This is a genomic window from Serratia sp. szju, assembly GCF_044594185.1.
Taxonomy (GTDB): Bacteria; Pseudomonadota; Gammaproteobacteria; order Enterobacterales; family Enterobacteriaceae; genus Serratia; species Serratia bockelmannii.
The window spans coordinates 1343917-1358149 of sequence record NZ_CP172576.1; the positions used below are offsets into that span (position 1 = coordinate 1343917).

At 54.3% G+C, this 14233-nt stretch carries 8 protein-coding genes, 1 tRNA gene and 3 rRNA genes; 8 read left to right on the forward strand and 4 right to left on the reverse strand.

What is annotated here, in order from left to right; genetic code table 11:
• Positions 1-188: 188 nt before the first annotated feature.
• The 4 genes from RE418_RS06390 to rrf all read left to right on the forward strand — a co-directional run bounded on the left by RE418_RS06390 (position 189) and on the right by rrf (position 5303).
• Positions 189-1730, forward strand: a 16S ribosomal RNA gene (locus RE418_RS06390).
• 140 nt (positions 1731-1870) lie between these two features.
• Positions 1871-1946, forward strand: a tRNA-Glu gene (locus tag RE418_RS06395).
• Positions 1947-2180: 234 nt separating this feature from the next.
• A 23S ribosomal RNA gene (locus RE418_RS06400) occupies positions 2181-5088 on the forward strand.
• Between the two features lie 99 nt (positions 5089-5187).
• A 5S ribosomal RNA gene (gene rrf, locus RE418_RS06405) occupies positions 5188-5303 on the forward strand.
• Together the 16S, 23S and 5S rRNA genes with 1 tRNA gene alongside form the textbook arrangement of a ribosomal RNA operon.
• A gap of 72 nt (positions 5304-5375) precedes the next feature.
• Here rrf and mobB read toward each other — a convergent pair.
• Both mobB and mobA read right to left on the reverse strand, forming a co-directional pair.
• Positions 5376-5894 (reverse strand): molybdopterin-guanine dinucleotide biosynthesis protein MobB, encoded by a 519-nt coding sequence (gene mobB / locus RE418_RS06410; RefSeq protein ID WP_060435241.1) that lies wholly within the window; start codon positions 5892-5894, stop codon positions 5376-5378.
• Positions 5894-6481: a molybdenum cofactor guanylyltransferase MobA gene (gene mobA, locus RE418_RS06415; protein WP_049209083.1), complete on the reverse strand. Its 588-nt coding sequence runs from the start codon at positions 6479-6481 to the stop codon at positions 5894-5896. Before mobA ends, mobB begins: the two co-directional genes overlap by 1 nt.
• A gap of 148 nt (positions 6482-6629) precedes the next feature.
• Between mobA and RE418_RS06420 the strand changes: the two genes are divergently transcribed.
• The 3 genes from RE418_RS06420 to dsbA all read left to right on the forward strand — a co-directional run bounded on the left by RE418_RS06420 (position 6630) and on the right by dsbA (position 8637).
• Positions 6630-6899 carry a YihD family protein gene (locus RE418_RS06420; protein WP_004931268.1) on the forward strand — a complete coding sequence of 90 codons (270 nt, stop codon included), beginning with the start codon at positions 6630-6632 and terminating at the stop codon, positions 6897-6899.
• A 98-nt stretch (positions 6900-6997) separates the two neighbouring features.
• Positions 6998-7984 (forward strand): serine/threonine protein kinase, encoded by a 987-nt coding sequence (locus tag RE418_RS06425; protein ID WP_089181457.1) that lies wholly within the window; start codon positions 6998-7000, stop codon positions 7982-7984.
• Positions 7985-8013: 29 nt separating this feature from the next.
• Positions 8014-8637: a thiol:disulfide interchange protein DsbA gene (dsbA, locus tag RE418_RS06430; protein WP_025304721.1), complete on the forward strand. Its 624-nt coding sequence runs from the start codon at positions 8014-8016 to the stop codon at positions 8635-8637.
• Positions 8638-8680: 43 nt separating this feature from the next.
• Here dsbA and RE418_RS06435 read toward each other — a convergent pair whose 3' ends face one another.
• Entirely contained in the window at positions 8681-9577 is an 897-nt protein-coding gene (locus tag RE418_RS06435; RefSeq protein ID WP_025304720.1) for an acyltransferase, read from the reverse strand.
• Positions 9578-10074: 497 nt separating this feature from the next.
• On the opposite strand from RE418_RS06435, the gene polA reads away from it, so the two are divergent.
• Entirely contained in the window at positions 10075-12873 is a 2799-nt protein-coding gene (polA, locus tag RE418_RS06440) for a DNA polymerase I (protein WP_038630023.1), read from the forward strand.
• Between the two features lie 517 nt (positions 12874-13390).
• Here polA and yihA read toward each other — a convergent pair.
• On the reverse strand, positions 13391-14035 hold the full coding sequence (gene yihA / locus RE418_RS06445) for a ribosome biogenesis GTP-binding protein YihA/YsxC (RefSeq protein ID WP_019452177.1): 645 nt from the start codon (positions 14033-14035) through the stop codon (positions 13391-13393).
• Positions 14036-14233 lie beyond the last annotated feature (198 nt).

Below are 14233 nucleotides of genomic sequence, written 5' to 3' on the forward strand. Positions count from 1 at the left end.
CAAGCGAAAGCGCCTAACTCACTGCTCTTTAACAATTTATCAGACAATCTGTGTGGGCACTCCACAAGACGATATCCAGCATCTTCGGATGCAAAAAAATATCAAGTCTTGAAGAGTGACTAACTGAAGTAAAATTCATGCAGTAAATCTTTGAGCATCGCTTCTCGAGTGGAAGCAAATCAAGCTTTTAATTGAAGAGTTTGATCATGGCTCAGATTGAACGCTGGCGGCAGGCTTAACACATGCAAGTCGAGCGGTAGCACAGGGGAGCTTGCTCCCTGGGTGACGAGCGGCGGACGGGTGAGTAATGTCTGGGAAACTGCCTGATGGAGGGGGATAACTACTGGAAACGGTAGCTAATACCGCATAACGTCGCAAGACCAAAGAGGGGGACCTTCGGGCCTCTTGCCATCAGATGTGCCCAGATGGGATTAGCTAGTAGGTGGGGTAATGGCTCACCTAGGCGACGATCCCTAGCTGGTCTGAGAGGATGACCAGCCACACTGGAACTGAGACACGGTCCAGACTCCTACGGGAGGCAGCAGTGGGGAATATTGCACAATGGGCGCAAGCCTGATGCAGCCATGCCGCGTGTGTGAAGAAGGCCTTCGGGTTGTAAAGCACTTTCAGCGAGGAGGAAGGTGGTGAGCTTAATACGTTCATCAATTGACGTTACTCGCAGAAGAAGCACCGGCTAACTCCGTGCCAGCAGCCGCGGTAATACGGAGGGTGCAAGCGTTAATCGGAATTACTGGGCGTAAAGCGCACGCAGGCGGTTTGTTAAGTCAGATGTGAAATCCCCGGGCTCAACCTGGGAACTGCATTTGAAACTGGCAAGCTAGAGTCTCGTAGAGGGGGGTAGAATTCCAGGTGTAGCGGTGAAATGCGTAGAGATCTGGAGGAATACCGGTGGCGAAGGCGGCCCCCTGGACGAAGACTGACGCTCAGGTGCGAAAGCGTGGGGAGCAAACAGGATTAGATACCCTGGTAGTCCACGCTGTAAACGATGTCGATTTGGAGGTTGTGCCCTTGAGGCGTGGCTTCCGGAGCTAACGCGTTAAATCGACCGCCTGGGGAGTACGGCCGCAAGGTTAAAACTCAAATGAATTGACGGGGGCCCGCACAAGCGGTGGAGCATGTGGTTTAATTCGATGCAACGCGAAGAACCTTACCTACTCTTGACATCCAGAGAACTTTCCAGAGATGGATTGGTGCCTTCGGGAACTCTGAGACAGGTGCTGCATGGCTGTCGTCAGCTCGTGTTGTGAAATGTTGGGTTAAGTCCCGCAACGAGCGCAACCCTTATCCTTTGTTGCCAGCGGTTCGGCCGGGAACTCAAAGGAGACTGCCAGTGATAAACTGGAGGAAGGTGGGGATGACGTCAAGTCATCATGGCCCTTACGAGTAGGGCTACACACGTGCTACAATGGCATATACAAAGAGAAGCGACCTCGCGAGAGCAAGCGGACCTCATAAAGTATGTCGTAGTCCGGATTGGAGTCTGCAACTCGACTCCATGAAGTCGGAATCGCTAGTAATCGTAGATCAGAATGCTACGGTGAATACGTTCCCGGGCCTTGTACACACCGCCCGTCACACCATGGGAGTGGGTTGCAAAAGAAGTAGGTAGCTTAACCTTCGGGAGGGCGCTTACCACTTTGTGATTCATGACTGGGGTGAAGTCGTAACAAGGTAACCGTAGGGGAACCTGCGGTTGGATCACCTCCTTACCTAAAGATATTAGTTCGAGTGGCGTGCTCACACAGATTGTCTGATGAAAAAGTAACGAGCAAAGCGCTACCTGTTGATGCCATGAGTCATTCATGCTGATACGAACCGATTAAGTTATTCAGTTTAATCGGATTTTCGGGTCCCCATCGTCTAGAGGCCTAGGACACTGCCCTTTCACGGCTGTAACAGGGGTTCGAATCCCCTTGGGGACGCCATTCCGATAATGAGTGAAAGACATTATCACCGGTTAGCGATAACCGAAAAAATCTTAAAGATGACTTGCGAGTCATGTTTAAGATATTGCTCTTTAACAATCTGGAACAAGCTGAAAATTGAAACATGACGGCTGAAATTTATCCCTCCGTAGATGTATTGGGATGAAGAGTAACCTGTCATAGAGTCTCTCAAATGTTTGCAGCACGAACGATGGAAACATCTTCGGGTTGTGAGGTTAAGTGACTAAGCGTACACGGTGGATGCCTAGGCAGTCAGAGGCGATGAAGGGCGTGCTAATCTGCGAAAAGCGTCGGTAAGGTGATATGAACCGTTATAACCGGCGATACCCGAATGGGGAAACCCAGTGTGTTTCGACACACTATCATGTCATGAATACATAGTGGCATGAGGCGAACCGGGGGAACTGAAACATCTAAGTACCCCGAGGAAAAGAAATCAACCGAGATTCCCCCAGTAGCGGCGAGCGAACGGGGAGGAGCCCAGAACCTGAATCGGCTTGTGTGTTAGTGGAAGCGTCTGGAAAGTCGCGCAGCAAAGGGTGATAGCCCCGTACACTAAAATGCACAGGTCGTGAGTTCGATGAGTAGGGCGGGACACGTGACATCCTGTCTGAATATGGGGGGACCATCCTCCAAGGCTAAATACTCCTGACTGACCGATAGTGAACCAGTACCGTGAGGGAAAGGCGAAAAGAACCCCGGCGAGGGGAGTGAAATAGAACCTGAAACCGTGTACGTACAAGCAGTGGGAGCACCTTCGTGGTGTGACTGCGTACCTTTTGTATAATGGGTCAGCGACTTATATTTTGTAGCAAGGTTAACCGTATAGGGGAGCCGTAGGGAAACCGAGTCTTAACTGGGCGATTAGTTGCAAGGTATAGACCCGAAACCCGGTGATCTAGCCATGGGCAGGTTGAAGGTTGGGTAACACTAACTGGAGGACCGAACCGACTAATGTTGAAAAATTAGCGGATGACTTGTGGCTGGGGGTGAAAGGCCAATCAAACCGGGAGATAGCTGGTTCTCCCCGAAAGCTATTTAGGTAGCGCCTCGTGAACTCATCTTCGGGGGTAGAGCACTGTTTCGGCTAGGGGGCCATCCCGGCTTACCAAACCGATGCAAACTCCGAATACCGAAGAATGTTATCACGGGAGACACACGGCGGGTGCTAACGTCCGTCGTGAAGAGGGAAACAACCCAGACCGCCAGCTAAGGTCCCAAAGTCATGGTTAAGTGGGAAACGATGTGGGAAGGCATAGACAGCCAGGATGTTGGCTTAGAAGCAGCCATCATTTAAAGAAAGCGTAATAGCTCACTGGTCGAGTCGGCCTGCGCGGAAGATGTAACGGGGCTAAACCATGCACCGAAGCTGCGGCAGCGACGCTTAGGCGTTGTTGGGTAGGGGAGCGTTCTGTAAGCCGTTGAAGGTGGCCTGTGAGGGTTGCTGGAGGTATCAGAAGTGCGAATGCTGACATAAGTAACGATAAAGCGGGTGAAAAGCCCGCTCGCCGGAAGACCAAGGGTTCCTGTCCAACGTTAATCGGGGCAGGGTGAGTCGACCCCTAAGGCGAGGCTGAAAAGCGTAGTCGATGGGAAACAGGTTAATATTCCTGTACTTGGTGTTACTGCGAAGGGGGGACGGAGAAGGCTAGGCTAGCCGGGCGACGGTTGTCCCGGTTTAAGCGTGTAGGGGGTGTGACCTGGTAAATCCGGTTGCATACTAACCCTGAGGCGTGATGACGATGCACTACGGTGCAGAAGTAGTTGATGCCCTGCTTCCAGGAAAATCCTCTAAGCATCAGGTAACATTAAATCGTACCCCAAACCGACACAGGTGGTCAGGTAGAGAATACCAAGGCGCTTGAGAGAACTCGGGTGAAGGAACTAGGCAAAATGGTGCCGTAACTTCGGGAGAAGGCACGCTGGCATGTAGGTGAAGTCCCTTGCGGATGGAGCTGAAGCCAGTCGAAGATACCAGCTGGCTGCAACTGTTTAATAAAAACACAGCACTGTGCAAACACGAAAGTGGACGTATACGGTGTGACGCCTGCCCGGTGCTGGAAGGTTAATTGATGGGGTCAGCCGCAAGGCGAAGCTCTTGATCGAAGCCCCAGTAAACGGCGGCCGTAACTATAACGGTCCTAAGGTAGCGAAATTCCTTGTCGGGTAAGTTCCGACCTGCACGAATGGCGTAATGATGGCCAGGCTGTCTCCACCCGAGACTCAGTGAAATTGAACTCGCTGTGAAGATGCAGTGTACCCGCGGCAAGACGGAAAGACCCCGTGAACCTTTACTATAGCTTGACACTGAACATTGAGCCTTGATGTGTAGGATAGGTGGGAGGCTTTGAAGCGTGGACGCCAGTCTGCGTGGAGCCATCCTTGAAATACCACCCTTTAATGTTTGATGTTCTAACTCGGCCCCATAATCTGGGGTGAGGACAGTGTCTGGTGGGTAGTTTGACTGGGGCGGTCTCCTCCCAAAGAGTAACGGAGGAGCACGAAGGTTAGCTAATCACGGTCGGACATCGTGAGGTTAGTGCAAAGGCATAAGCTAGCTTGACTGCGAGAGTGACGGCTCGAGCAGGTACGAAAGTAGGTCTTAGTGATCCGGTGGTTCTGAATGGAAGGGCCATCGCTCAACGGATAAAAGGTACTCCGGGGATAACAGGCTGATACCGCCCAAGAGTTCATATCGACGGCGGTGTTTGGCACCTCGATGTCGGCTCATCACATCCTGGGGCTGAAGTAGGTCCCAAGGGTATGGCTGTTCGCCATTTAAAGTGGTACGCGAGCTGGGTTTAGAACGTCGTGAGACAGTTCGGTCCCTATCTGCCGTGGGCGTTGGAAGATTGAGAGGGGTTGCTCCTAGTACGAGAGGACCGGAGTGAACGCACCACTGGTGTTCGGGTTGTCATGCCAATGGCATTGCCCGGTAGCTAAGTGCGGAAAAGATAAGCGCTGAAAGCATCTAAGCGCGAAACTTGCCTCAAGATGAGTCTTCCCTGGGCCTTTAAGGCCCCTGAAGGAACGTTTAAGACTAAGACGTTGATAGGCTGGGTGTGTAAGTGCAGCGATGCATTGAGCTAACCAGTACTAATGATCCGTGAGGCTTAACCTTACAACACCGAAGGTGTTTTTAGAGAGATTTTCAGCGAAGTTCCGAGATTGGTTCTGATGGCTTCATGGAAGTGAGGCGGTTGGAATGAAACAGAATTTGCCTGGCGGCAATAGCGCGGTGGTCCCACCTGACCCCATGCCGAACTCAGAAGTGAAACGCCGTAGCGCCGATGGTAGTGTGGGGTCTCCCCATGCGAGAGTAGGACACTGCCAGGCATCAAATAAAGCAAAAAGCCCTGAACTGACGTTCAGGGCTTTTTGTTGTGCGTAAAACGTAAAAAAGCGCAGCTACGCTGCGCCTTTCAACCACTCGACAATAAAATCGGCGATGCTTTCCGGTTGATTGAGATCCAACTGCTTAGCAGTGATAGATAGCGGTCGGTCGCTGGCTACCGCCACGACAAACTGATCCAACATGTCTTCCAACGGCCTACCGATCTCGGCCCGATAAAGCAGGATCTTGCTGACCGGCTCATGTTTGAACCCTTCCACCAGAATCAAGTCGACCTTATCGGCATCAAAACGCTCTGCCAGGTAGCGTAGATCCAAAGGTTGTTGCTCCGGCGTTTCGGTCATCAATGCCCAGCGGCGATCGCTGGCGACCAACGTTTGGTCGGCACCCGCTTTGCGCAGCTCATAGCTGTCTTTACCCGGTGTATCCACATCCATATCGTGGTGCGTATGCTTTATCAGCCCAACCCGCACCTGGCGCTGTTTCAGCAGCGGGATCAGCTGTTTGAGCAAGGTGGTTTTTCCCGTTCCGCTATAGGCACCGATGGCCAGCAAAGGGGGCAATGAACGATTCATTACTTTAGCTCTCGTGCTTGCTGCCAATTCCGACAGTCTTCCGGCGTATTCAGGTTATGAAATGCCGCTTGTTGTCCGCAGAACGCCACGCGTTGTGCCCCAATTTGATGCAGGAACAGCATCAGCTTGCGTTCACCTCGGGCCAGATAGTCAGCCAGCTGCGGTGCTATTTGGCTATGCAATAACGCCAGCGTAGGGTGATCTCGTTCACCATCGCTGGCAAAGGCCGCCTGCGCCGCGCCTTTTTGCCGCCAGAGTTGTGCGACTAAGTCGGCGGGAAAGTCGGGGACATCACAGGGGACAAAGACCACCCATTCGCTGTGAGCCTGTGTGAGCCCGGCGAGCATCCCGGCCAACGGCCCGGCGAAGTCGGGCGTCAGATCGCCAATCACCGGCAAACCGCTCGCCTGGTAACGTACCTGATTGCGATTGGCGCTGATGGCGACGGAGGCCACCTGCGGGCGTAACCGAGCCAATACGTGTTGATAGAGTGCGATCCCGCCAATCGACACTAGGCCTTTGTCTTCACCGCCCATGCGCGTGGCCCGTCCGCCGGCCAAAATGACGCCGCTGATTTCTTTATGCATCTCGTTTATCCCGCCTTGTCGATGCGCTGATTGTAGCGCTAAAGCCAGCGCGACATCAGGATTTACCTTTATTGACAAGCCGGTTCTTTCACTGCGTGGGTAAGCCTGTTACTTTGTGAGTTTATTCATGCTATTGGACGATATTGAGATGAAAACGCATCGCGTAAACGAGTTGATCGAGCTGTTGCACCCGGCCTGGCAGGAAGATCCCGATCTCAATTTGATGCAGTTTTTGCAAAAGCTGGCGAAGGAAGCGGGCTTCCAGGGCGAGTTGTCCGAATTGAGCGATGATATTCTTATTTACCACCTGAAAATGCGCGGTAGCGCCGGCACGGATCAGATCCCGGGTCTGAAGAAAGATTACGAAGAAGATTTTAAAACGGCGCTGTTGCGCGCTCGCGGCGTTATCAAGGACTGATCCTCGTGCGGTGCGAGAAAGCATAGCGCGTGAAATGCGTCATTAATGCTACTATTTCTCATTCCCGGCACCATGCTGTCAGCGATCAAACGAACGTTATGAATAACTCTGCTTTTAATTTCGACACCCTGTCGCCCGATTTGATTATGGACGCGCTAGAAGGGATTGGCCTGCGCGTTGATTCCGGCCTGACGGCGCTGAACAGCTATGAGAACCGCGTCTATCAGTTTATGGACGAAGATCGCCGACGCTACGTGGTGAAGTTTTACCGTCCGGAGCGCTGGAGTGCCGCACAAATCGGTGAGGAACATCAGTTCGCTCTGGATCTGGCCGGCGCGGAGATCCCGGCGGTGGCGCCGCTGGCGCTGCAAGGCACTACGCTGCATATGCACGGCGGTTTTTTCTTTACGCTGTTCCCCAGCGTGGGGGGCCGGCAATATGAGATAGACAATCTGGATCAGTTGGAATGGGTAGGCCGTTTTCTGGGGCGTATCCATCAGGTCGGCGGTGAGCGTTTGTTTGCTGAGCGGCCGACCATGGGGATTGAAGAGTATCTTATTGCCCCGCGTCAGGCGCTGACCGATTGCGAGCTGTTGCCGGCAGCGCAGCGTGAAGCGTTCCTGCAGGCGACGGATAACCTGATTGCGGCGATCAAGCCGCACTGGCATCTGAACTGGCAGCCGCGTCGTTTGCACGGCGATTGCCATCCGGGCAATATTCTGTGGCGCGACGGCCCGCTGTTTGTCGATCTTGATGACGCGCGCAACGGCCCGGCGGTGCAGGATTTGTGGATGCTGCTGCACGGTGAACGTCGCGATCAACTGATGCAGCTGGATGTCTTGCTGGAGGCGTACGGCGAATTTGCCGAGTTCGATCAGCGCGAGCTGGCGTTGATTGAACCCCTGCGGGCGATGCGCATGGTGTATTACCTGGCCTGGGTCGCTCGCCGTTGGCAGGATCCGGCCTTCCCTAAGAGTTTTCCGTGGATGGCGGAGTCTGATTTCTGGTTGTCTCAGACTGCGGCCTTCACCGAACAGGTTAAGCTGTTGCAGGAGCCTCCTCTGCAGCTGACGCCAATGTATTGAAGCTTTAACACAATGGAGAGTTTAGTCTTATGAAAAAAATATGGTTGGCGCTCGTTGGCATGGTGATGGCATTCAGTGCCTCGGCGGCACAGTTTAGCGATGGCACTCAGTATGTGACCTTGGACAAGCCGGTGACCGGCGAGCCGCAGGTACTGGAGTTCTTCTCCTTCTACTGCCCGCACTGCTACCAATTTGAGCAGGTCTATCACGTGTCCGAAAACGTGAAAAAGGCGCTGCCTGCCGGCACCAAAATGACCAAGTACCACGTGGAGTTCCTGGGGCCACTGGGCAAACAGCTGACTCAGGCGTGGGCGGTGGCGATGGCGCTGGGCGTGGAAGATAAAGTAAGCCCGCTGATGTTTGAAGCGGTGCAGAAAACCCAGACCGTGCAAACGCCGGACGATATCCGTAACGTCTTCGTAAAAGCGGGCGTGACCGCCGCAGATTATGACGCAGCTTGGAACAGCTTCGTGGTGAAATCTCTGGTGGTTCAACAGGAGAAAGCCGCGGAAGATCTGCAGCTGCGCGGCGTGCCGGCGGTATTTGTGAACGGCAAATACATGGTTAAAAACGATGGCCTGGATACCAGCTCGATGGACGCTTACGTGAAGCAGTTCGCCGACGTGGTTAAATTCCTCAGCCAGCAGAAATAAGCCTGATTCAACATGAAAAACGCCGGCATTGCCGGCGTTTTTTTTATCCATATTGCCGCTTCAATTTATCCAGCAACCGGTCTTTTTCCTGCCACAGCGTATTCAGCCATAGCTGGAAGCGCCGCTTGAACAGCTTGTCGTTGAAGTAGTCCCCGTGCAGGGTTTCATCGATCGGCAACGTCTCAATTCTTACTACGATACGCGTCAGACGACCGCACAGCATGTCCAGAAAAGGCCGTTGGTTATTTTCCGGATAGAGCAGGGTAACGTTCAGCACTTTGTCGAACTGATTGCCCAGCGCGCTAAGGGTAAACGCGATGCCGGCGGCTTTGGGCGCCAGCAAATTGCGGTAGGGTGAATTGCTTTTAATTTTCTTGGCTTCGGTGAAGCGCGAACCTTCGACGAAATTGACGATGGTGGTTGGGCGCTGGCGGAATTTTTCGCAGGAACGGCGCGTCGTTTCGATATCCTTGCCGCGTTTCTCCGGGTGCTTGAGCAAATAGGCACGGGAGTAACGTTTCATGAATGGCATATCCAGCGCCCAGCAGGCCAGGCCGACGAAAGGTACCCAGGCGAGCTGTTGCTTGAGGAAATACTTATTCATTGGAATATGATTTCTGAACAGCACGCACAACACGACAATGTCTGACCAACTTTCGTGATTGCTGATCAGCAGATACCAGTTTTTACGATCCAGCCCTTCCAGCCCTTCAATATCCCAACGCAATTGCCCGTTAATACGCAATAACAGCGCCAGCCCCTGACACCAACACCACATCATGAAATCGGCGAAAGCCGAGATATATCGCCAGACGGCGGGAATGGGCACCAGGAGTTTCACGATGCCGGCCAACGTGATGGGGATGGAACACAACACCGTCACCAGAATGGTGAGTATGACGGAAATGATAAAGATAACAGGCGTTAACAATCTTGGCATGGTTATGGGCTGACGGTTGTTGGGAACATCGTTGCATGCCAAAGCGCATGAACAAAAGCCTATTTTAACAGAGATCGTCGGGGTAAAGCGCCGCTAAAAATCACTGTTTTTCGTCTCATCGGATAACCATTTGCTGAGTTTTCGTGCAACTTTCCCAGCTTGTGCTAGGGTAATTGAGGCGCCGAATTTGATTAATAGTGCGATTAAAATCCGGCGAAAGTTATATCCACAAATTCAATAAAAGCCAGTAATAAAGCGTCGCCGGAATTCGTTCTTTTAACGCGGTGATTTAAATAGGAATTTTATTCGCCGTTATAACGATAATCACAGCGTTATAATTCGGTCTCTTTTCTATGCACAAAGTTATCCACAGGTAAGATCTTGCGGATCCTCGCGCACCATCACATCATTTTCGTCCGCAATGCACGCTAAGGTTCGTCTCCGGCGGCCAGCTATGGCATGCTTACCCCTATGTCCGATCACGATAAAGAAACGCTATGGCCCAGATTGCAGAAAACCCACTAATCCTGGTTGACGGTTCCTCCTACCTCTACCGCGCTTATCACGCCTTCCCGCCGCTGACCAACTCGGCGGGCGAGCCAACCGGCGCGATGTATGGCGTGCTGAATATGCTGCGCAGCCTGCTGCTGCAGTATCAACCGAGCCACGTTGCCGTGGTGTTTGATGCTAAAGGGAAGACCTTCCGCGACGATCTGTTCGCTGAATACAAGTCACACCGGCCACCGATGCCGGACGATTTGCGTGCGCAGATCGAGCCGCTGCACAGCATGGTCAAGGCGATGGGCCTGCCGCTGCTGGTGACGCCCGGCGTTGAGGCGGACGACGTCATCGGTACGCTGGCGCTGGAGGCCGAAAAGGCCGGCCACGCGGTGCTGATCAGCACCGGCGACAAAGACATGGCGCAGTTGGTGACGCCGAACGTCACCCTGATCAATACCATGAACAACACGATCCTCGGCCCGCAGGAAGTGTGCGATAAATATGGTATTCCGCCGGAGCTGATCATCGACTTCCTGGCGTTGATGGGCGATTCATCGGACAACATTCCCGGCGTGCCGGGCGTGGGCGAGAAAACCGCCCAGGCGTTGCTGCAGGGGATCGGCGGGCTGGATGCGCTGTACGGCAATCTGGAGAATATCGCCACGCTGAGCTTCCGCGGCGCCAAAACCATGGCGGCCAAGCTGGAACAGAACAAAGAGGTCGCGTATCTCTCCTATAAGCTGGCGACGATCAAAACCGACGTCGAGTTGGATCTGACCTGTGCGGACCTGACGGTCTCCGCGCCGGATGTCGACACGTTGCAACAGCTGTTCAAACAGTACGAGTTCAAACGCTGGCTGGCGGACGTGGAGGCCGGCGTCTGGCTGGAAAACAAGAAAGGCGCGGGCGCGAAAGCTGCCGGCGCCGCCAAATCGGCCATCGCTGCGGAAACGCCGAAAGCGCTGGCGGAGGCCAAGCTGTCTCAGGACGGTTATGTCACCATCCTGGACGAAACGACCTTTACCGATTGGCTGGCGCGGCTGAAAAAGGCCGACGTATTTGCCTTCGATACCGAAACCGATGGCCTGGATACGCTGACCGCCAACCTGATCGGCCTGTCCTTCGCGATCGCGCCGGGTGAAGCGGCTTATTTGCCGGTGGCACACGATTATCTGGATGCACCGCCACAGCTGGATCGCACCTACGTGCTGGAAGCGCTCAAGCCGCTGCTGGAGGACGAGAAGGCGCTCAAGGTCGGGCAAAACCTGAAGTTCGACATGAGCCTGCTGGCGCGCTACGGCATCGAGATGCGCGGTATCGCCTATGACACCATGTTGGAGTCCTATGTGCTGGACAGCGTCGGTGGCCGTCATGATATGGACAGCCTGGCCGATCGTTATCTGGGCCACAAAACCATCACCTTCGAAGAGATCGCCGGCAAGGGTAAAAACCAGCTGACGTTCAACCAGATCGCGCTGGAGCAGGCGGCGCCTTACGCCGCCGAAGACGCGGATGTCACGCTGCAGCTGCACCTGGCGATGTGGCCGCAGCTGAAACAGAGCGCGGAGCTGCTGACGGTATTCAATGAGATTGAAATGCCGCTGCTGCCGGTGCTGTCGCATATCGAACGCACCGGGGTGCTGATCGATCCGGCCATTTTGTCGGCCCACTCTCAGGAGCTGGCCAAGCGTTTGGCGGAACTGGAGGTGCAGGCCCATGAGCTGGCGGAAGAGCCGTTCAACCTGGCGTCGACCAAGCAGCTGCAGGCTATCTTGTACGAAAAACAAAAGCTGCCGGTGCTGAAGAAAACCCCGGGCGGGGCGCCGTCCACTAACGAAGAGGTGCTGGCCGAGCTGGCGCTGGACTACCCGCTGCCGAAGGTGATCCTGGAATACCGCGGCCTGGCGAAGCTGAAGACCACCTATACCGACAAGCTGCCGCTGATGATCAATCCGGTCAGCGGCCGGGTACATACCTCGTACCATCAGGCGGTGACCGCTACCGGCCGTCTCTCCTCGAGCGATCCGAACCTGCAGAACATCCCGGTGCGTAACGATGAAGGGCGACGCATTCGCCAGGCCTTTATCGCGCCGGAAGGCTACCGCATCGTCGCGGCCGACTACTCGCAAATCGAGCTGCGCATCATGGCGCATTTGTCACAGGATGAAGGGCTGCTGAAGGCCTTCGCCGAAGGGAAAGACATTCACCGCGCCACGGCGTCGGAAGTTTTCGGCGTGCCGTTGGATAAAGTGACCGGCGAGCAGCGCCGCAGCGCCAAGGCGATTAACTTCGGCCTGATTTACGGCATGAGCGCCTTCGGCCTGGCGCGTCAGCTGGGGATCCCGCGTGGGGAAGCTCAGCGCTATATGGATCTCTACTTCGAGCGTTACCCAGGCGTGCTGGACTACATGGAGCGTACCCGCCAGCAGGCCTCAGAACAGGGCTATGTCAGCACGTTGGATGGTCGCCGTCTGTACCTGCCGGACGTCCGCTCCAGCAATGGCATGCGCCGCAAGGCGGCCGAGCGCGCCGCTATCAACGCCCCGATGCAGGGCACGGCAGCTGATATCATCAAGCGTGCGATGATTGAGGTCGACGCCTGGCTGCAAGGGCAGGAGAAGCCGTTGGTGCGCGCAATCATGCAGGTGCACGATGAATTGGTGTTTGAGGTGCACGAGTCGGTGCTCGAAGAAGCCAGCCAACGTATCCGCCAATTGATGGAAGGCAGCATGACCTTGGCGGTGCCGCTGAAGGTTGACGTGGGCGTCGGCATGAACTGGGATGAGGCGCACTGATCGTCGGGTTATCGCCGGATGCGCTAACTGGCGATAACCTAAGCACTTTTCGTAATTAAGCTACAAGATTCGGCGATAGTTTCCCCAACTTCGCCGTTCTTGCGCCGCAAATTGTGTAAGTAAACTACAAAAAATTCTTTTGCCCTGCGAAAAAATGATGTAGAGTTACAGGCGTAGGGTACAGAGGTAAGATGTTCTATCTTTCAGACCTTTTACTTCACGTAATCGGATTTGGCTGAATATTTAGCCGCCCCAGTCAGTATTGACTGGGGCGTTTTTTATTGTAAAAACAGCAGCAAACCATACGTTTTTCCTATCGCTCCGCACCGCTTTTCGTTCCTGCTTCCATCCTTTCGACTCGCGTAATCCGGCGAGATAAGCCAGCCCTGGCGATAAGTTTTTATGATGGCTTTATTTCAAAACTGTAATTAGATAACAAAAAATTTCGTCTGCGGCCGTTCGACGGGGATAAAAAAGCCGATGCGGTGAGGCATCGGCTCTGGCGTTAGGCCTGGGCTTATTCGCCGGCTTCGTCTTCCGGCAGCACTTCCGGCGGGATCTCGTTAAACCAGGTGTCCAGCTTCTGGCGCAGCTTGTCGACGCCGATCTTTTTCAGCGATGAGAAGGCTTCGACCTGGATATCCCCCATAAACGGCAGCACCGCTTCACGCACCATGTTGAGCTGCGCCTTGCGTGCGCCGGAGGCCAGCTTGTCGGCCTTGGTCAGCAGCACCAGCACCGGCGTGCCGACGTCGACCGCCCACTGGATCATCTGCTGGTCGAGATCTTTCAGCGGATGGCGAATATCCATCAGCACCACCAGGCCTTTCAGGCTGTTGCGCATCTGCAGATATTCGCCCAGCGCGCGCTGCCATTTGCGCTTCATCTCTTCCGGCACTTCGGCGTAGCCATAGCCCGGCAGGTCGACCAGGCGGATGCCGTCTTCCACTTCGAACAGGTTGATCAGCTGGGTGCGCCCCGGCGTTTTACTGGTGCGCGCCAGGCTTTTTTGGTTGGTCAGCGTATTCAGCGCGCTGGATTTACCGGCGTTGGAACGGCCGGCAAAGGCGACTTCAATTCCTGCATCCCCCGGCAGATGGCGAATATCGGGTGCGCTGGTGACGAAATGGGTCACATGATAGTTGTAGTTCTTGCTGGTCAAAATTTTTCGTCTCCGTGAGGATGGCTAACTGGTTGGCGATTATAACTGCATCAGCGGTAAAAATGGCGTGTTTCTCCGTTTTTAAGCGGCGGGACGCGATAAAACGGCAGTTATGCCGCGCGTGCGTTGTGAGACATTTGCCATTCGAATCGCGGGTAATGTCGCTTTATTCGAAAGTGATATTTTTGTTTTTGTTTT